The organism is Streptomyces sp. KM273126 (genome assembly GCF_004337435.2).
Lineage (GTDB): Bacteria > Actinomycetota > Actinomycetes > Streptomycetales > Streptomycetaceae > Streptomyces > Streptomyces acidicola.
This window is the reverse complement of record NZ_SJXB02000001.1, coordinates 4,353,286-4,373,138: the sequence shown is the minus strand read 5'-3', so window position 1 is coordinate 4,373,138 and position 19,853 is coordinate 4,353,286. Positions and strand designations below refer to the sequence as shown.

The following is a 19,853-nucleotide window of genomic DNA, read 5'->3' as shown; positions in this document are numbered from 1 at the left end:
CTCCGGTGTCGGGCGTCGCCTGATCGCCGCTACCCTCGCTCGCCCCTCCAGCCCCAGACTCAAGGACAGCCCTTGCGGACCGGGGGGCACCATCCCGTCGCAACCGTCGCGATCAACGCACCGAATTGATGCGGGCTCAGCCCGGTGAACGCGGTGTCCAGCACGGCTCCGACGCCATGAACGCGCCAGCCACGGCAAGATCATCTGCCCGTGACCAAAGAAATCCGGACCGCCACTGCATGCACCGCGAATGACAGCACGATCAGGACCAGGCCGAGAGCACGGCGCCTTGTGACATGCCTCGCCCATGCCCTCTTTGTTTGCCTTCAGCACTTGCTCGATATCGGGTGCCCCGTTGGGCTGGTCATGTGGTTCTCTGTCCTCACCCGAAATCGCTGCGCACCGAGGTAGCTCCTCCCGGATGAACGGGGAACACTCCCCTACTGGCCTTGGTAAGGGGGCTGCTGGGTGTAGGGATTGGGGTTTTGCTGGGGCTGTCCCGGAGGGGTGGGATAACCCTGGCTGGGGGCAGCATTCGGGTACGGCTGTTGGGCGGTCGGATACATCGGCTGCTGAGGAGGGTAACCCATGTTCTGCGGGTAAGTTCCGCTGACGGGGCCGCTGTTGCCGGGGGTGCGCCGGCTGCGGATTACGACAAAGGCGACGACTGCGGCAGTTACGGCTCCTACGCCGATAATGCCTACTACAAGGACGGTAACGAGCATGGAGGAGGATCCCTCTCCTTTTGGCCTAGTTCACGACGTTGTCGATTTCCCGGCTACGGAGGGCTGCTGTCTACTGCGGACGGCGGCGGCGTAGCAGCGCGATCGCGATTCCGCCGACGACGAGGACGGCTGCGACGCCTCCAGCGATGACGAGGATGTTGCTGGAGGAGGAGTTCTCCTCTTCGGCCTGGGTTGAGGTGTCCTTGCCCTCACTTGCCTCATTTGAAGACCCTGAATTAGACGAAGAGATTTGGCCGAGAGGATTCTCCTTAGGGCCATCGGGGATATTCATCGTAAGTGCCGAGTACGGCCTGACGATCCCGTATCCATATTCTTCGTCGGGCGCTTTCAGTCCCTTGTGATGCGCAAAGGTGGCCGACTTGATCAGGCGGTTGATGACTTGGCCTGCGGAGAGGTCAGGGTACTTTGCGCGGATCAAGGCAGCAGTGGCGGACACAAAGGCTGTGGCATCCGAAGTGCCGCTAGCCTCACCATACCCGCTGGGGTTTGTCGGATTTGCACCAACAATGTCTACACCCGGAGCTGTAAGCGTCAGCCCCTTTCCCGCATTCGACTTCTCCCAGAGATTAGCGTCTTTATCGACAGCGCCGACAGACACGACTCCAGGCAGCGCCGCTGGTTCACTTACAGCAGAATACCCATCATTACCTGAGCCCGCCACGACTACAACATCGTGAGCTTGCGCATATGCAATCGCTTCGCGGCCAGCACTTAGAGTTTTACTGCCGCCATCGCTTGCGAAGGAGAGATTAATTACCTTGGCGCCGCGGTCTACTGCATATCGGACTGCAGCACCCCATGTCTCATCAAGATTCCTATCGGAATTCGTTTGAAGCGTACGCAAGGGAAGAATCTTAGCTTTCGGCGCGAGACCCATCACACCGGAGGAATTTCCCGCACCGTGGCCACGGCCAGCAATGATACCTGCCATCGTTGTCCCGTGGCCAAGGACATCCTCCTGGGCGTTCCCACCATCGGTGAAGTCTTTGCCCTCAAGGACCTGACCAGTCAAATCAGGGTGATTGGCATCCACTCCGGAGTCGACGACAGCAACGGTGACGCCTTCTCCTTGAGACTCAGCCCAAACATCTTCTGCTGCGAATACATTCAAAGGCCACTGTTGATCTCTAATGTAGTCCGCTGAGGCAGTGGGGGCCGCGGTGAGGAGCAAAGCTCCTGCCAGTGCCACGACTCCCGTCGTGGACCAGAATCGCTTGAAACCCAATTCCTTGCTCCTCACTCAACTGTGACTGGTTCCGCCAGCCTTCATGCAAGCGAGCCGCACGTGGTTCGCCGTGCGGCTCGCTCCTATGCCTACTCGATGGTCCGCGGCACGTTCCGGTTGCGGTCCTCTTCCGAAATCCAGGTCTCTTCGTCCTCGACCAGGTAGTCGGGACGGTCCCCCTGGCTGTTCTCCTCAGACCGTCGGCCGTTGCGACCGCCCATGCCACCGGTCATTCCACCTGCCCCGGCGCCACGCTGAGTGCCGCCCCGGCTGCCGTGCAAGCCCGCGCCGCCGCCAGCGCCCTTGCCCGTGACCCCCTTGGCTGCGCCGACCACGCCGCCACGAGACTTCGCGAGGGCTCCACGACCACCTGTGCCCGCACCGCCTCGGCCAGCCGCGCCAGCTCCGGCGCCACCCATGCCGCCCATACCGGCTCGGCCTCCGGCTCCGCGGCCTGTTGCCGCTCCGCCACCGGCCAGACCACCGCGACCACCCGCAGCTCCGATGCCGCCTCGTGCGGCAGCACCGCGCCCGAGACCGGACGTTCCGCCGGCAGCCACGATGCCCTGTCCCTGAGCTCCACCGGTGCCAACTCCGCCGCCACCGCCGCTCACTCCAGCGGTGCCCGTGCTAGGGCCAGTCCCCGTCAAGCCGGGGGAAATACTGTCCACCTTCGTCTTGGTTGTCGGCAGCTGCGAGCCTCCCGTAACGCCCGGGTCACGGGGCACAGGGGGTGCTGGCTTGACGCTGGTGGTCGGACCCGCGCTCCACGGCTTACTACCAGATCCCGAAACGCTTGGTCGCGAGGCACCAACGCCGACCGGGGTGACTGGCGGCGGGTACTCCACTTCCCGGTTTGGCTCCTTGACATGGCCGGGGGGCTCTTGGACTACCTCGTTGTTTTTCAAGTTGCGGGTGATCCGCGCGTACTGAGCGCCCAGGTTCTCCATGACGGCAACACCGTTGAGCTGGGCTTCTCGGCTGGCGCCGATCTTGCCTTCATTCTTCTCCGCGATCTGAGCGGCCGTCAGATTTCCTTCACGGAGATCACTAGCTACTGCTTCGCCGTTGTCCCACTTCCAGTCGGTGAGACCATCACCGATCTTGTCCAGGGTGCTGGGTTCCTTGATGGCGTCCAGTTGCTCCTTGAACCTACGCAACTGTGAGCCAGCATCGGTCATCTGCGAGCTGTTGAGGTCCGCATGCCAAGCTGCGTTTCGAAGGCTCTGCGAGATTTCGCGAGCCTTCTTCGTGAAACTTCTGGATGCTTCACCGTCCCAGTGCTCCAGAACATTGTCGACCGCCTTGTCGAGCAAGCCAGCGATCCCGCCTCCCTCACCAGCGGCGAGGATTTCGTTGACCTTGCCCCAGTGGCGGCCGACCTCCTCGATCGCCCCCGGGTTGGTACCCTCAAGCATCTGCTTGAGCTCTTTGAGCGAGTAGTCGATGAATTGAGTCTTGGTTTGAGGACGCCCGACAGCGCACGTCTCTTGCTCGAGGACTGGCTTTGACGGATCTTTGTCACCGGCCATTTTGAACACTTCCCCTCTGTAGGTGATCCTCGATCGGTCTACTTGGCCCAATCACCGTTCGAGCCCCCGGAACTACCACCCATTTGCTGCTTGTTCGCGTACTCCTGCTCGGTGTACTTGTCTTTCACCTTGGAAGTGCTCGTGCCGAACTTGTCGATCAGACCGTGAAGTCCCTCGATCGCGCTCTCAAGCTGGGTCTTCGCGTCGTTGTGGGCAGCATGGAGATCACCCGCCTCAAGGAACGTGCAGGTGTTCCCGAAGGCGTCCATCGGGATCTCCGTGTTGTACCGCGACGTCTGCCCAGCCTTGTCCATGTCGTCCAGCAACGTCCAGAGCTTGCGGATGACCTCATCCAGCGCGCTCAGATCGACCCGCATTCCGTCGCTCATACCCCGTTGTCCTCTCCCCTGTTTCCAAGTTGTCGGCACCCCCCGGTGCCCAGCCATCGCCTAGCTCGACTGCCCAGCCCGTCGAGGCCGACCAACCCGCTTGCTCCTCCAGTCCCGCACAGCCACCCCGCTTCCCGCAACCACCAGGGCGAGCACAAAGCCCGTGCCCAGCACGTAAATCGCGACTCGGCGGTCCTTCTCCGCCTCGCTCTCGCCCATGGTTACCGCCATGGGGACGACTCCGCTCGACCGGAGCGCCTTCGGCGGGTCCGGTTGTGGGGAGTTGCCCGGGGTGGAGTCGTCCGAGAGGGCGGCCACCGGGTCGACGACGCCCCAGCCGATGAAGGGGTTGGGGCCGCGGGCCGGGCGTTGGGCGGTTTCCTGGATGCGGGTGGCGATCTTGGCCGCCGACCAGTCCTCGTGCTTCTCTTTCAGCAGGGCCGCGACGCCCGCGACGTACGGGGCCGCGAAGCTCGTGCCGTCGGCGGTGCACTGGCCGCTCTTCGGGACGGTGGAGACCATGCTGACGCCCGGTGCCGCGACGTCCACGAAGTCGCCGGCCTGCGAGAAGAAGGCCCGTTCGTCGTTGCGGTCGGAGGCCGCCACCGCGAGGACGCCCGGGTACGAGGCGGGAAACGTGTCCGCCTTTTTGCCGTCGGCTCCGTCGTTGCCCGCCGCAGCCACGATCAGCGCGCCCGCGTTCACGGCGAACGCCACGGCGCTCGCCAGGCCCGCGTTGTCCTCCTTGTTCGCGGTGTCCGAGGAGATGTTGATGATCTCTGCGCCCTTGGCGACCGCGTCACGGATCGCCTGGGACATGGTCGCCGAATTGCCCTCCTTCTCCTCACCGCCCGTGTAACGGAAGGAGAGGATCTCGGCCTCCGGTGCGATTCCCCGGAAGCCAGTGTCCTTCATGGGGCGGGCGGCGATGATGCCCGCAACCCGGGTGCCGTGGCCGTCGATGTCCTCGGTACCGGAGCCGCCCACATAGGACTTGCTGCCCGAGGCCATGGCCTCACGCAACTGAGGGTTGGAGTCGTCGACGCCGGTGTCGATCACCGCGACCGTGACGCCCTTGCCCGTCGCCTGTTCACGCAGCTGGTCCAGGAGGATCCGCTGGAGTGACCAGGGCGTGGACGGGATCACTTCGCCGCCGAAGACGCATTCCGAGCTGGCCGACAGGCCGAAGTCCGTCGTACGGCCGGAGTTACCGGAAGTGCCGGAGCCGTCAGAACTACCCGCGTCAGCGTGTGCCGGCGCGATCGATGCAAGGCAGACCCCGGTAACCGCGAGCACGCCAAAAGCCCGCTGCAGTGCGCGGGTTCCACTCGCGTGGCTACGCGACCGGGCTGTCAGGCCCCCCATTTCAGGCCCCCAGGGCTTCCTTGCTTCCTTCGAAGCTGGATCATGTGTCTGTGGTTGTGTCTTGTGCGTTGTGAAATTGCGCCAGGGAGTGTGGGGATTCCCCGGCCCTCGTGTGCGCGACCCCGGACACGGGGTCGGCCCAGCCGACGCTGTGGCGTCGGCTGGGCCGATCCGTCTCACGTCACGCCCTTTGGGCAGCCGACGGCTCAGCCCCAGGTCGAGGCGTTGCTCTTCTCAGTGGCCTGGTAGCTCTCGGCGGCGCTCTGCAGCGCCGTGGAAATCTTCAGCAGGGTCTGGTGCAGGTCCTGCGCGGTCTGGTCCCACTCGCGCTGCTTGCGCTGGTAACCCTCCTGCGCCTCACCTTCCCAGGTGTTGGCGACGCGCTTGACCGCGGCCTCAAGGTCGTCCAGCTGCTGCTTGATGCGACCGGCGGTGGTCTTCACGTCCGTGGACGCGTTGGTGATGGTTGCGTAATTGACGAGGATCGACATCGTCGCTTCCTTTCAGGAAGATTCGTTGGAAGTCAGCGGAGGCCGACGAAACCGATGCGAATCAGTGAGAGTCGGCCTGAATCAGCGTGAAACGGTGGAGATCACGCAGAGAAGAGCTGCGAACTGCAGCCCCGCGGCTCGATCAGCCGAAGTCCGACATGATCTTGCTGATCTCGGAGTTCTGCTGCTCTTCCGACGCGGAGTAGTTGCTCCGCGTGGCGTCCACGGCTTCCTTGATGTCGTTGAGGATGTCGCTCATCTTCTTCGCGTCCGCGTTCCAGCGCTCCTGCAGCTGGTTGTAGGACTTGGCCGCCTGGCCCTGCCAGCCGCCCGCGATCTGGTCGATCACTCCGTTGAGGCGACGGATCTCGCTCTGCAACTGACCGTTCGCGGTGTTGATGTCACCGGAGAGCTTGGCGAGTTCATCCTCTGTTACCCGGAACTGGCCGGCCATGTTGAACCTTCCCCCATGTTGTTGTTGATCCGGGAAGCCGTACTGGCGCCCGGAGAAGCTTCGCACCCTAAGAGCGCTGTAAACACTCTATCGTCCGCCCGTCGCACATCTACAGGCAAGAGCAATCAGTTACACGCCTCACACACTTGAGCGATCAATCTGTGACACAAGCGCCGTCTTACATTCAAGTGCCCCTAGCGGCAGGCCCGTTGGACGCCCGAGGGCAAGCCCGTCGACGGCCACACAGGCCTGTTGTCCCCCGGCTCAGACCCTCCGCACAGGCCCTCTCGCCGGTCACACACAAGCCACAAGCCGGCCACACGCAAGCCAGTGGCCGGTCAACCACAAGCTCGTTGACCGGCCACTGGCCTCACATCCGCACCTCACCGGTCCCACAGCCGGGCCCTGGCCCGCGGCAGTCACGCCTCACGGGCCCTACGTCCACACCTCACCGGCTCCGCAGCCACTGCCTCACTGGCTCTGCGGCTGCGACGCGCTACCCGTGTCCAGCGTGGGCCCCTTCGGGATGAACGTCGCCCACGTCTGCGGCACGATCGCGGGGTTCGAGACCTTCTCGTACCCCAGTCGCGTACGCGCCTTGTCCGTCTCGCTCGCCCCGCCCTCCGACGATGAGGCATCCCCCGAGGAAGAGGACGAACCACCGCCGCTCCCCTCCGCCCCCGCCTCGCTGTCGTTGTTCGCCGGCAGCGAGTAACGCAGACCCGTGTCGGTCAGCAGGTACGTCGCGCCGCCGCCCGCCGCGCCGCCAATGACCTCACGAAACAGAAGCCCCGAGCCGGACGAGACGTACGCGCTCAGCGAGTCGGCGATGACCTTCTTGGGGTAGTCCGCGCCCGCCCAGGCGGAGAGCTGCGGCTTCTTGTCCGGGCCGATCTTGCCGCTGTAGACGCTGCACGAGGTGTTACGGGGCGCGTCGGTCTCCACCGCCGCGGGGTTGGCCTGCTGCGGGGGCTCCTGGGGCCATCCCTTGTCGCCGTAGAACTTGTTGGCCTCGCCGCCGTTGGCCTCGATGATGGCCGAGGTGTCAGCCTTGATGTAGTCGATCTCGTCCGTGCCGTACGCCAGCTTGGCCTGGGGTGAGCTCTTGAGCAGGTTGGCCACGAAGGGCGTGATGGCAGCCACCTCGTCCTCGAGAACGACGTAGTACTGATCGCCCTGCGCCTCACTCGCCTTGAGTACCCGGCCCACCGTCCGGGCCTCCTCGGGGAGGCCTTCGACCGAGGTCGTCCCACCGATGCCCGGAATCGTCGGGAAGGTGATGACGCCGCCTTCGTGGAGCGTGCGCAGCCACTCCCGGCTCACCGGCTGCGGCGTGGCACCGCTGCCGAGGACGGCGGCGCGCAACTGCTCCATGGCGGTGTCGTCGAGACCGGGCTGGCCGGACCGAACGGACCGGGGGCCCAGCACGAACGCGTTTCCCTTGCCGTCGACCAGATATTGCTGGTCGGTCTTGGGGTCGACGACGTACAGGGCCTTGCGGTTGTCGACCTTCCTGCTGTCCTCCAGCACCTTGGCATCGTCGGAGTCGAGGACAAAGACGGCACGGTCGATGGCGCCGTCCGACCCGGGGGCCGGGCGCTCGCACACCGCCCAGGTCTTCGCCTTCTCCGCGTCGTCCTTGGCGGGCAGCCGGTCGGGGGCGTACGGGATGCCGAGCGTGGGGCCGTGCGGGATACCGCTCTTGTCGATCTCCTTGCCGGGGACCTCGATGACGCTGCCCTTGCCCTTGTCGAGGAGGAGCTTGGCGGAGGCGTAGTTGAGGACGGGGTGCAGCGTCTTGGCCTTCGTCTCCTTGTCGGGGAGGACGACGTAGCGCGTCGTGGAGTCGCTGTCCACGATGATGTACTCACCCGGGGTGTCCCAGCCCTTGGGCGCCGTCGGCTTGATCACGCCCCAGGCGATGAAGCCGATCACCAGCACCACACCCACCGCGAGGCTGGGCATCACCGTGCGAACGGGACGCGGCGCGCCCTCTTCGGAGCCTCCCGGCGACGGCGCAAGGAACGCCGCGACGGTGCGCTTGCGAGCGAACGTGTAGGCGGCTAGCTCGTCCCGACGCTGCTGTGCCATGGTCCCCGTGTCTCCCGTTTTGTGGTGCTCGATCGTGTTTTGTGGTGCTCGATCGTCCGTGGCGCCTTGGTGCCGTGGTGCCTCATCGTTGGCGATGACGACATCGTCGTCGACGCGCGACCGTACCCGGAAGGCCACTTCGTCCGAGCAGGCAAGTGATGCACGCAAGTGATGCGTGCAGCCGATGCAGGCAACTACTGCCGGCACTGCTGCCAGCACTGGTGCAGACAACCGAACGGGCACCCCGCCAACACCTACGCACGCGCAGGCGCAAGCGCAGGCACCTACTATGCACTGCATCGCGCGGCGACGATCCATCAGGTGTACGGCCGCCCCCGCATCTTCACAGAGCTTCACCACAGCGCTCCACCATGCGGGGCCCGTCCGTGAAAGGCTGGCCACCTGGGGTTTCGGTGTCCCCTGTGTCGCCCTACCAGTCTCAGCGGGTACCGTGAGCCACTCGCACTGAGATGACTGAGATGTGGGCCATCGACGCCCCTGGCCCGTCGCAGGGAACTCCAGCAGTCCGGCAGTCCAGTAGTCCAACAAGCACGAGGATCGCCGAGCCCCTGGGTCTCCGCCGACGTACGGCCACTACTTCGCGAAAGGGATGTACCGGGGGATGAGCAGCGCTACGAGCACTCGGCGCGATCGCCGCGCACAGCAGCAACAAGGTCCGGGCCGCAGACGTTCGTCGCGCCCGCCGGCTCCCGTACCCACCGCCGCGTCGCCGCGTACGCTGCCCCGTCCGGGCGGTCTGGGTCCGGTGCGGCTGCAACAGCTCATTCTGGTCGAGCTCGCGGCCGCCGTCATGCTGGCCGCCTGGGTCACCGACGTGTCCTGGCTGCTGGCCCCGGCCGGTGCCGTGGCGGCGCTGTTGCTGCTTCTGGCGGTGCTGCGCCGGGGCCGCCGGCCGCTGCCCGAGTGGTACGAGACGACGCGCGCCCTGAGGCGTCGCAAGCGTGACGCCAAGCTGCCCGTCCCGCCCGGAACGGACCCGATGCTGGCGCCCACCGTGGAGTGCGACCCGGCGCTGCGGACGTACAGCTTCGTGTCCCGTGACGACCGTTCGATCGGCATGATCGGTGACGGGACCTTCCTGACCGCCGTGCTCTTCGTGCAGCCGGCGGACCAGCCGCTGCGTCCCGAGTCCGCGGGGCGGCAGTTGCCGCTCCAGCTGATCCAGGACGCCCTGGAGGTCGACGAGATCCGTCTCGCGTCCGCCCAGGTCGTGCAGCACACCCAGCCGGCGCCCGCACCGCACCTGCCCGAGCAGTCGCTCGCCGCGCGGTCGTACGGGCCTCTCCAGGCGCGCGCCGGTTCTCCCGCGCTCCGGCTCACATGGGTCGCTCTCAAGCTCGACCCGGAACTGTGCCCGGAGGCGGTCAAGGCGCGCGGCGACGGCGTTCCCGGTACGCAGCGCGCACTGCTGCGGGCGGCGGACCAGTTGGCGAGCCGGCTGGCCGGGGCGGGCTTCAAGGCGACCATCCTGGACGAGAACGAGCTGGTGCAGGCGCTGGCGACGTCCAGCTGCCTGAACCCGCGGGCCAACGCGCAGCACGGCCAGGACGGGCGGACCCAGCGCCGTACGGTCGAGGCGGTGCGGACCTGGCGGGTCGACGACCGGTGGCACACGACGTACTGGCTCTCCCGCTGGCCGCAGTTGGGCAACGGCGGAGTGGCGCTGCCCGAGCTGATCACGCGGTTCACCTCGCTGCCGGTGCTCGCCACGACGTTCAGCGTGACCCTGAGCAAGGCCGGCAACCGGGGTGTCGCGCTCGCCGGGCACATCCGCGTCACCGCCCGCGGTGACAGCGAACTCGGCCAGGTGGGACGCGAGTTGGAGCGGGCCGCGAGTGCTGCGAAGGTCGGTCTGGTACGCCTCGACCGGGAACAGGTTCCCGGAGCCCTCGCCACTCTGCCGCTCGGAGGTACGTACTGATGTCCTACCCCGCTTCGACCATGCCCCCCGGACAGGGACAGGCACCAGGACAGGGGCAGCAGGGCCGGGCCGCCGCTTCCGGGCGCACGCCGTCGCACGTGGCCTCGCCCACCGACACCGGCATGATCCCCATCATCCGTCAGCCTCAGCCGGGGCAGCAGCAACGGCGCATCTTCAGCCCGGGGTTCGGGCTGCGCGGTCCGCGCCGGAACCGCCATGTCGTCACCGCCGACGAGCTCGCGGCGATCAGCATGCCGATCGGTGACGACGGCGTGATCATCGGCACCGACCCGGAGTCGCATCCGGCCGTGCTGGGCCTGTCCCGTCCGACCGCCTTCGACGTGGTCCTCGTGGGCGGTCTCTGGCTCGCCCAGGTGCTCGCGCTGCGCGCCGCCGCTACGGGTGCGCGCGTGGGCGTGGAGACCGGTCGTCCGCAGGCCTGGCAGCAGCTGGCCCAGGCGGCGGGCGGCGGCCAGCAGTGCGTGACGGTGTATCCGGTGGGACGGGTGCCCGCACAAGGTCCCTCCGTATCGAGCCCCGTGGTGCTGATCCGGGACTGCGGCATCCGCCCGCCCCGCGGACGGGTGACCTCCCTGCCGTGGCAGGCCGTGATGACCGTTCTGCCCTTCGTCGGTGAACACGCGCCGCGTTGGCTGGCTCAGGCCGATCTGGTCGGGATCCAGCGCATCTCGCCCCAGGAGACCGAGGTCGTACGCGACACCCTGGGCATCCCGAGCGACAGCCTCCAGCATCTGCCGACCCTGCATGACGGCGTCGCCCTGTGGTGCACCCGTAAGCACCGCAAGTTCGTCATGACCGAACCCACGGACGCGGAGACGGGCCTGCTCGGCGTGGCCCGTCGTATGGACTGACGCGTCGTCGTCTCCACGCGCGCGGGACGGAGCGAAAGGATTGCGCCTACGGGTGCTTTTCCGTACCGCGATACGAGTGATTAGTCTTCTGGTGATGCGGTGACGATCGCAGCCGCGTGGACTTGCCACCCGGTCCGTCCGGCCGCGATGACGACCAACTCAGCAACAGAGGCTGACCAGGAGGCATGCAGTGAACAGGGATCGGTCCGAGTACAACGGCGGCAGCCCGTCCTCGGACGGGGACGAGCCCGAGGTGGATCTGACAGGCGAGTTCGAAATCGTCTACACGCCGCCCGCCTGGTACGCCCAGAGTACGCAGAGTGGTTCCGCCGCCGGCGGACAGCAGGACGCCGGGCAGTCGTCACCGCCACCGCCGACCGGGGCGCCCGTCGGGTCGCCCACCGGTCCGCCCAGCGGGCCGCCAGGCGTTCCCGCGCCACCGGCTCCGGCGTCGCAGACTCCCCCACCGCAGGCTCCCGTTCCAGCGCAGCCGAACCCTCAGGGCACCCCCGAGCAGCCCGCGCAGGGTGCGCCCGGTGCGGGTCAGTACGACACGGGTCAGCACAGCACGGGTGGCTACGGATTCCCGCAGCAGCAGTCCGGTCCGGGCGCTCCCCCGGCGGCCGGTGGGTACGGCTACCCCCAGCAGGCGGGAGCGGCCGCGCCGCCTCCGTCGAACCAGGACACGTCGGGTGGTTACGGATTTCCCCAGCAGCAGGCGCCTGCCCAGCCGCCCGCGCCGCCCGCCTCGCCGGGTTTCCCCGTGCTGCGCCCGGTCGACGAGGACGCCCAGGGCGCCGCGCCCCAGCCCGCGTCCCAGGCCGCCACTCCGGCGGCGGGCGTTCCCGTACAGGCCACCCCTGAACAGCCCGCCCCCGAGCAGCCGGTGGGCGACCTGAACCATGCCGCCGCCGATGCCGAGGCGGCGAGGCTGTTCGGCGGTGCCGACGAGGAGCCGGAGGAGGAGCCGCGCGCCGAGGCGCCGACAGGTGACTCCGCCGGGTCCGTGTCCGGGGCGTCCGGTGCGGGCGGTACGGACCGTTCAGACCATGCGGACGGTGCGGACGGCGACGCGTCCGCGGACGTCCGGTCCGATGCCCGGCCCGATGCCCGCTCGGATGGGGAGTCCTCCGCGCAGGCCGAGGCCGAGTCCGCGCCGGCGACCCCGGCCGTACAGCCGGAGGCGGAAGCGGAAGCGGCGGCAGAGCCGGCGCCCGCCGTTCCCGAACCCCCGGCCGCAGCTCCCGGACCCCTGCCCGCCGCACAGGGGCAGCCGCCGCAGGCACAGCCCGCCGCGCACGCCCCGCCGCGCCCCAGGGCGACCAGGGGCTCCCCGCTGCCGCAGGGTTACGTGCCCGCGCAGCAGCCCGTCCAGGGAGGTCCGCAGCAGGCGGGGTACCCCGACCAGCAGGCCGCGGCCGCCGCGCAGGCGGCAGGCTACGGCTACCCCCAGGCTCCGCAGGCCCCCCAGGCACCCCAAGTCCCCGGCCAGCCCCAGTACCAGACGCCTCCGCAGGGCACGTTCGGCCCCGCCCAGCCTCAGCCCGGATACCCGGCGCAGGGCGGCCAGCAGCCAGGGGTCGACCCGCGGCAGGCCCACCAGCAGGCCCAGCCCCCGCACCCGTACCCGTACCCGTACCCGCAGGCAGCCGGATACGGCTACCCGCAGCAGGCACCCCAGGCCGGTCAGCCCCAGCCGGGACAGCCGCAGGTGCACCCTGGACAGCCTCAGCCCGGACAGCCGCAGCCCGGTCAGCCCCAGGCCGCCGGATACGGCTACCCCCAGCAGGGGCCCCAGGCCGACCAGCCCCCCGCGCAGCCGCAGCAGCCCGCACAACCCGGTTACGGCTACCCGCCCCAACAGCCCGGCTACGGCTACCCGCCGCAGCAGCCCGCCGAGCCCCAGCAGCCCGCGCCCCAGCAGCCTCCCGCCCAGGCCCAGCAGCAGGCGCCCCCGCAGCAGCCTCCGGCTCAGCCCGCCGCCTACGGCAACCAGGGCTGGAGCGCCCCGCCCGGCCCCCAGGCCGGACCCGGTGCTCCCCAGCAGCAGCAAGCCGCGCCCGGAACTCCGCTCGGTTACAACGCCGCAGTCGAGCTGTCCTCCGACCGGCTGCTGCGCAACCAGCCGAAGGCCCGCAAGAACAACCAGGGCCCGTCCCGCTTCAAGTTCGGCGCCAAGAAGGAGGAGCAGGAGCGGCAGCGGAAGCTGGGGCTGATCCGTACGCCGGTGATGTCCTGCTACCGGATCGCGGTCATCAGCCTCAAGGGCGGCGTCGGCAAGACCACGACGACCATGTCGCTCGGTGCCACGCTCGCCACCGAGCGCCAGGACAAGATCCTGGCGATCGACGCCAACCCGGACGCCGGCACCCTCGGCCGACGGGTACGGCGCGAGACGGGCGCCACCATCCGCGACCTGGTGCAGGCGATCCCGCAGCTCAACAGCTACATGGACATCCGCCGCTTCACCTCGCAGGCGCCCTCGGGGCTGGAGATCATCGCCAACGACGTGGACCCGGCGGTCTCCACCACCTTCAACGACCAGGACTACCGCAGCGCGCTCGAGGTGCTGGGCCGCCAGTACCCGATCATCCTCACGGACTCGGGTACCGGTCTGCTCTACAGCGCGATGCGCGGAGTCCTGGACCTCGCCGACCAGTTGATCATCATCTCCACCCCGTCGGTGGACGGTGCGAGCAGCGCCTCGACCACCCTGGACTGGCTGTCGGCGAACGGGTTCGCCGATCTCGTCCAGCGCTCGGTCACCGTGATCTCCGGTGTCCGTGAGACGGGCAAGATGATCAAGGTCGAGGACATCGTCGCGCACTTCGAGACCCGCTGCCGCGCTGTCGTCGTGATCCCCTTCGACGAACACCTCTCGGCCGGCGCCGAGGTGGACCTCGAAATGATGCGTCCCAAGACCCGCGAGGCCTACTTCGATCTCGCCGCCATCATCGCCGAGGACTTCGCCCGTACCCAGCAGGGCTTCGGCAACCCGAGCATGCAGTACCAGCAGCCGCAGCAGGGGTACGCGCCCCAGCAGCAGCCCCAGCATCCTCAGCAACCCCAGCAGCCCTACGCCCCTCCGGGCGGCGCCCCCCAGCCGGGGCAGGGCTGGCAGCAGCCCCCGCAGCAGCCCGGCCCGGGCCAGGGCTGGCAGCAGTCGCCCCAGGATCCGCCGGCGAACCAGCCCCAGCAGGGCTCCGTACCGCCCGGCTGGACACAGCAGTAGCGGACCGGTGGCAACGACCGGTGGCAACGTCTGAGGGCCGGCACCTGCACGGTGCCGGCCCTCAGACGTCAATGCTCTGGTGTCAATGACCAGACGTCAGAGCTCTCATATCACCCGCATCACGAGTGTCACGCGCATCAGTTCCATCACGCGCTTCACGAGTGCCACTCGTATCACTGCTGGAGGTCGAACTCCCCGTCGCGCGCCCCCAGTACGAACGCCCGCCACTCCGCCGCGGTGTAGCGGAGCACCGTGTCGGGGTCCGCGGAGTTGCGCATCGCGACGGCACCGCCCTCCAGATAGGCGATCTCCACCCGCTCGTCCTGGGGCCCATCAGGGGAGCCGACCCACTCGACGCCACTGATGTCCATGGCGTACAGCGCTTCCTTCTCCTGCTCGGTCGCCACCGGGCTCACTCTCCGTTCAACTGACCTTACGGACCGGGGAGATTCTACAAACCGGCAGACCTCAGACGGACCCTTCGGGTCAGACGGAACCTTCGGGTCAGCCGGAGCCTTCGGCGGCCTCGACCAGCTCACGGCAGCGCTTCACGTCGCCCGCCATCGCCTCCAGCAGCGCCTGAAGCGATTCGAACTTCCGCTGCCCGCGCACGAAGGCGAGGAAGTCGACGGCGACGTGGAGCCCGTACAGGTCGAGACCGACCCGGTCGATGGCGTACGCCTCCACGGTCCGCTCGGTGCCGTCGAACTGCGGGTTCGTGCCGACGGAGATGGCGGCGGGCATGGCCTCACCGTCGACGTGCAGCCACCCGGCGTAGACGCCGTCGGCGGGGATGGCGGTGTGCGGGAGCGTCTCCACGTTCGCTGTGGGGAAGCCCAGTTCGCGGCCGCGCTGCGCGCCCCGTACGACGATGCCCTCGACGCGGTGCGGGCGGCCGAGGATCTCGTGGGCTCCCTCGACGTCCCCCTCGGCCACCAGACGCCGGGTCAGGGTCGATGAGAAGGGCTGCCCGCCGCCCGCCTCGCCGGTCACGTACAGGTCGACGACCTCGACCTCGAAGTCGTACGTCTTGCCCTGCTCGGCGAGGAACGCGACGTTGCCCGCCGCCTTGTGGCCGAAGCGGAAGTTCGGGCCCTCGACGACGGCCTTGGCGTGCAGCTTGTCGACCAGGACCTTGACCACGAAGTCGGCCGGCGAGAGCTTCGAGAACTCCTTCGTGAAGGGGAGGATGAGCACCGCGTCCACGCCCAGCTGCGCCATCAGTTCGGCACGGCGGTGGTGCGAGGCGAGCAGCGGGGGGTGGCTGCCCGGTCGGACGACCTCGCTGGGATGCGGGTCGAAGGTCACGACGACGGACGGAACGCCCAGCTCGCGGGCGCGGTCCACGGCGTGCCTGATGATCAGCTGGTGCCCGCGGTGGACGCCGTCGTAGGAGCCGATGGTGACGACGCTGCGCCCCCAGTCCTGGGGGATGTCCTCCAAGCCACGCCAGCGCTGCACTGTGCCTGCTCCTTGTCGAAACGTGTCGAACCCGTGTCCGTGGTTGCCGCGTACGCAGGTCTAAGGGTGCCATGCCGGTTGCTGTCGGCCCGCATCGGCATGGAGGCTGTGACAGGTGGCACGCGGACGGTTACACGACCTCCCGCAGCGCACGCCTCGGCCGGCTCACGCGGGGACCCGTACCCCCGCGAGGTTCTCGATCATCCGGCGGGCGCTCGGGCCGACCACCGCGGCCCACTCCGCCGGCGAACCGCTGAGCCATCCCGACACCTGCACCGCGAAGCCCGGGACATGGCGGGCGAGGTCCACGAGACCGCGGTCGAAGCGGGTGGCGCCCTCGGGAGTGCGGACGAGGAGGAGGCCCGTACGGCGTACGAGCTCACGGAACGACGATCCGCCGTCCCCGCCGTCGTCCCCGCCATGGATCGTCTCGCCGTCCCCGCCACGACTCGTCCCGCGCACCGCGGCCCGCAGCACCGCCTCCAGCACGGCCGGGTCCCGCTCGCTCGCCAGCAGCAGGTCCAGCAGCTCACGCCGCAGCCCGCCCGAGGCCGGGGTGTCCGGCACGGCGAGGACGCCCGCGAATGCCGCCCGCACCTGCGGGGGACCGCCCGCCAGCAGACCGGCGACCAGCGGGAACAGCACCTCGCGCGTGGCGGGCCCGTGCTCCAGCCGCCGGTCGACGTACGCGGCCACGCGCCCGGCGGCCTCCGGGCGCAGCTCCACGACCTCGCGGATCAGGGCGGCGACCTGGCGCGCGAGGACGGGTGTGGTGACGTCGGCCAGGGTCCGCAGGACCTCGTCCGAGCCCGCCCGCAGCGAGCGCAGCCGCAGCCGGAACGCGTCCAGCACCTGGTCCGCGTGCGTGGCGAGCGCGGGCACGAGCGCGCTCGCGGGCAGGTGCGGGTCGCCCGCGGCGAAGCGCTCCAGTGCCTGCGGGAGGTGGCGGGGCCGCGCCCGGGTGTCCCGGACGAGGAGGGCGAGCGCACCGCCGTGCAGGGTGATGTCGGCGGGGCGGGCCAGCAGGGCGAGCGCGACGTAGCGGATGAGCTCGCTGTCGGCCTCCGTGCGCACGTGCGGCACGGCCCGCAGCGCGTACGTGAGGGCCGCCACCCGGCGCGCCGGGCGCTCGTCGTGCGCCCACCGGTCGACGGCCCGGCACACGGCCGAGGGCTCCTCCTCGGCGAGTACGGCGAGGAGCTCGTCCCCGCGCCGGTGGGCGCTGTCCACGAGCGCTTCCGCCAGATCGTCCAGGGCACGGCGCCGATGGGTGTGCAGCAGCGCCTGGGCCGCCGTCGCCACGGTCGCGTCGGGGGTCGCGGCGAGGGGACGGTCGTCGGCGAACCAGCGGGTGAGATGGGGCTGTACGGCGGCGGGGTCGGCCGCCAGGAGCCGGGAGACGGCGTCCAGGTAGCGGGGGCCCTCGCCCGTGGATGGGTCGGCGACGACGAGGCGTCGCAGCAGGTCGAGCCGCTCCTCCTCGGGCAGCGGCAGCGCCTCCCAGAACTCCGGCCCGAACTCCCCCGGTACGCCCCGGCCCTGGGCCCGCCACAGGACGACCCACTCGGTGAGCAGCCGGAGCAGCCCCAGGTGAGCGAGCGCGTCGGGCACACGCTGCAGGGTCTCGGTGACCAGGTGCACGGCCCACCAGACGGAGTCGCAGTACGGCGCGGGCCGGTCCGGCAGGAGGGCGTCCACGGCGAGGAGCAACTCCTCCAGGCGGTGGGCGAGTTCGAGCGGCCCCTCTTCGCGTGCGAGGTGGAGCAGGGCGTGGACGACGGGGCCGATGCGGTGGCGGGGGACGGTCGCGCAGGGGGTGCCGTGAGGGGGGAGGTCGCCGTCCGGGGTGTCGGCACCCTTCGGCTCCCGGGTCGGGGCCCGGTCCCGGCCCCGGTGCACCAGCGCGTGCAGCGCCGCGTCCAGGTCGAGGTGCGTGCCCTGGATCCAGTCGGCGAGTTCCTCGTGGGCGAAGCGGTAGCCGTCGCCCACGGGGACGAGCAGGCCCTCGGTGAGCACGGCGGAGGCCCAGCCGGTGGTCCCGCCGAGCCGCCGCCCCGGCGCCGGGCCCCAGGGGAAGACGGACTCGAAGGACGTCCGGTCCAACTGCCCCTGTCCGGGCCCCAGACAGCGCCGTGCGGCCTCGTGCACCTGGCCGGAGACCTGGGCCGCGAGCCGACGTACGGCGGTGCCGCGCAGCCCGTTCTCGGCGGCGAGGCGTTCGGCGACGCGCAGGCACATCAGGTCCAGGTGGGCCGAGAGGACGTCGTGGCGGTCGACGCGTCCGTCCGGGGCGTCGGGCAGGGCGGCCCGCACCTCCGAGAGCAGCCGCAGGGTGAGCGGATGCCGCGCGTCGGGCTCGGCGAGAGTGCCTTCGGGGATGCCGTAGCGTGCGCGGGCCTGACGTGCCTCGTCCTCGCGGAGATCGCCGAGGCGGATGCGGAGTGGGGTGTCGGGGGGTGTGCGGTCCGGTGGGGGTTCGCATCGGGGTTTGTCGCCCCCGCCGCCCCTACCCGTCCCATCCTTCCCTGGGGGCTGCCACCTCCAGATCCCCGCATCGGCCTGAACGGCCTCGTCCTCAAACGCCGGACGGGCCGAGTGAGCGAACCCCGCCCCAACCGTCTCCCAGTACTCCTCCCGGCACGCCACCACGAGTCGTGTGCCCGTGGTCCGCAGCCAGTCGTCCGTCGCCTCGGTCCACTCGGCCAGGCGGTGGGCGAGGGCGGGGGGCATCTGCTCGGGGCTGTCGAGGAGGAGCAGCAGGGGGCGGCCGCCGGCCAGCGCGAGACGGGTGAGGCGCTCGGGGGTGATGTCGCCGAGTTCGCCGCCGTACTCCCCGGGCAGCACGGCCGACGGGAGCGCCTCCTCCGTGCGCGACGCCGCCACGATCCGTCCCGCTCGCTCCAGGGCCCGCCTGATCGCGTCCCCGACCGACTCGTCGGTGCCCCTCAGGTCGGCGCCGCGCAGCCAGAGCGTCGGTGCCGGTTCCGGGCCCCGGGCGCGCCGGTCGGCGAGGGCGGCCAGTTCCGTCGTGCGGCCGCTGCCCGGGGCGCCGACGAGTCCGAGGACGGCGGCCTGCCCGGCCTTCCCTTCGGTGAACGCCGCGAACTCCCGTACGACATCGGCCCGTTCGACCAGGTCCACGGTCGTCGGGGGCCCTTCCCAGCCCACCGAGGCGGCCGTGAGTTCCAGGATGCCCGCCAGGTTGAGGTCCGGCCCGTACGCGGGCACGGTCGCCGCGTTGCGCGCCAGGAGCTCACCCAGCGGCCCGTCGCCCTTCCGCAGGGGTACCGCGAAGCCGGCCGTGCCGTGCTCGGTGTGCAGCGCGGTGCCCAGCACGGCGATGACGGTGCCGGTCGCGGAGTCGAGCACAGGGCCACCGGCCGCCCCGCCGCCCGGACGCAGTGCGTCACGGCCCGCTGTGCCGATCGCCAACTCCAGGGCCCCGCCGAGCAGATGGGCGCCGCCCCTGGGCGCGTACGTCACGTCGGCGGCGCCCAGGACCCGCGCCTCGCGCCACCCGCCGGCGGCGATCCTGACGTACGTACCCGTCCCGACCACGTCCCGTACGGCGATGGGCAGCGGTGCAAGGCCGAGTCCGTCGGTGCGGACGAGCGCGAGGTCGAGCGCGGGCAGGGGGGTCACGTCGGCGGCGGTCACCGCGCAGGTGGGGCCGCCGGGGGCCCGGAGCATCAGCCGGGTCAGTCCGTCGACCGCTTCGTGACTGGTCAGGACCGTGCCGTGGTGGTCGGCCACGAAGCCCGTACCGCGCGGTCGTCCGGCCGGGTCGCAGATCCGCACCAGGATCTCGTCCCGCCTCTCCCGGCCGTCGTACGCTGTCTGACGGCCTTGCCCGCCCATGCCTGAACCTCCCCGACCACCCCGCCGTGCACTGCTTCCGACGGTAGGCAAGCGATGATCAACGGAACAGATCGCCGGGCGAACGCGCCCCCTTCCACCCCCTCGGTTCACTCCGAGCGCCTGCTCGTTGGGGTGAATAGCGGGGGGCGGATGGATACACCCTTGGGTGGGGGAACCGAGGGGGGACCGTGGAGC

13 protein-coding genes are annotated in these 19,853 nt (G+C 69.6%); 3 read left to right on the top strand and 10 right to left on the bottom strand.

Annotation, left to right across the window (positions count from 1 at the left end; genetic code table 11):
• Positions 1 to 795 precede the first annotated feature (795 nt).
• From mycP (E0500_RS18790) to eccB, 7 genes are all read right to left on the bottom strand, one after another.
• On the bottom strand, positions 796 to 1,935 hold the full coding sequence (gene mycP, locus E0500_RS18790; RefSeq protein ID WP_309505099.1) for a type VII secretion-associated serine protease mycosin: 1,140 nt from the start codon (positions 1,933 to 1,935) through the stop codon (positions 796 to 798).
• A gap of 125 nt (positions 1,936 to 2,060) precedes the next feature.
• Positions 2,061 to 3,512: a hypothetical protein gene (locus E0500_RS18785; RefSeq protein ID WP_181587048.1), complete on the bottom strand. Its 1,452-nt coding sequence runs from the start codon at positions 3,510 to 3,512 to the stop codon at positions 2,061 to 2,063.
• A gap of 29 nt (positions 3,513 to 3,541) precedes the next feature.
• Positions 3,542 to 3,892, bottom strand: coding sequence for a hypothetical protein (locus E0500_RS18780; protein ID WP_131562173.1), 351 nt, complete (start codon positions 3,890 to 3,892; stop codon positions 3,542 to 3,544).
• 60 nt (positions 3,893 to 3,952) lie between these two features.
• On the bottom strand, positions 3,953 to 5,257 hold the full coding sequence (gene mycP / locus E0500_RS18775) for a type VII secretion-associated serine protease mycosin (protein WP_131562175.1): 1,305 nt from the start codon (positions 5,255 to 5,257) through the stop codon (positions 3,953 to 3,955).
• Between the two features lie 206 nt (positions 5,258 to 5,463).
• Positions 5,464 to 5,748 carry a WXG100 family type VII secretion target gene (locus E0500_RS18770; RefSeq protein ID WP_131562177.1) on the bottom strand — a complete coding sequence of 95 codons (285 nt, stop codon included), beginning with the start codon at positions 5,746 to 5,748 and terminating at the stop codon, positions 5,464 to 5,466.
• Between the two features lie 142 nt (positions 5,749 to 5,890).
• Positions 5,891 to 6,202 (bottom strand): WXG100 family type VII secretion target, encoded by a 312-nt coding sequence (locus E0500_RS18765; protein ID WP_131562179.1) that lies wholly within the window; start codon positions 6,200 to 6,202, stop codon positions 5,891 to 5,893.
• 471 nt (positions 6,203 to 6,673) lie between these two features.
• The gene (gene eccB, locus E0500_RS18760) at positions 6,674 to 8,293 is read right to left on the bottom strand and encodes a type VII secretion protein EccB (RefSeq protein WP_131562181.1); all 1,620 of its coding nucleotides are present in this window, start codon (positions 8,291 to 8,293) and stop codon (positions 6,674 to 6,676) included.
• A 622-nt stretch (positions 8,294 to 8,915) separates the two neighbouring features.
• On the opposite strand from eccB, the gene eccE reads away from it, so the two are divergent.
• The 3 genes from eccE (at position 8,916) to E0500_RS18745 (ending at position 14,339) form a co-directional block, all read left to right on the top strand.
• The gene (gene eccE / locus E0500_RS18755) at positions 8,916 to 10,235 is read left to right on the top strand and encodes a type VII secretion protein EccE (RefSeq protein WP_131562184.1); all 1,320 of its coding nucleotides are present in this window, start codon (positions 8,916 to 8,918) and stop codon (positions 10,233 to 10,235) included.
• Positions 10,235 to 11,107, top strand: a complete 873-nt coding sequence (locus E0500_RS18750; protein ID WP_131562186.1) for a hypothetical protein — start codon at positions 10,235 to 10,237, stop codon at positions 11,105 to 11,107. Before eccE ends, E0500_RS18750 begins: the two co-directional genes overlap by 1 nt.
• A gap of 190 nt (positions 11,108 to 11,297) precedes the next feature.
• Positions 11,298 to 14,339, top strand: coding sequence for an SCO5717 family growth-regulating ATPase (locus tag E0500_RS18745; protein ID WP_309505097.1), 3,042 nt, complete (start codon positions 11,298 to 11,300; stop codon positions 14,337 to 14,339).
• Positions 14,340 to 14,512: 173 nt separating this feature from the next.
• Here the strand turns inward: E0500_RS18745 and E0500_RS18740 are convergent, their stop codons facing one another.
• The 3 genes from E0500_RS18740 to E0500_RS18730 form a co-directional block, all read right to left on the bottom strand.
• Positions 14,513 to 14,746, bottom strand: coding sequence for a DUF397 domain-containing protein (locus E0500_RS18740; protein WP_030585611.1), 234 nt, complete (start codon positions 14,744 to 14,746; stop codon positions 14,513 to 14,515).
• A 97-nt stretch (positions 14,747 to 14,843) separates the two neighbouring features.
• Positions 14,844 to 15,800 (bottom strand): bifunctional riboflavin kinase/FAD synthetase, encoded by a 957-nt coding sequence (locus tag E0500_RS18735; protein WP_131572106.1) that lies wholly within the window; start codon positions 15,798 to 15,800, stop codon positions 14,844 to 14,846.
• Positions 15,801 to 15,965: 165 nt separating this feature from the next.
• Complete coding sequence (locus tag E0500_RS18730; RefSeq protein WP_181587047.1) at positions 15,966 to 19,658, bottom strand: trypsin-like peptidase domain-containing protein; 3,693 nt, start codon at positions 19,656 to 19,658, stop codon at positions 15,966 to 15,968.
• Positions 19,659 to 19,853 lie beyond the last annotated feature (195 nt).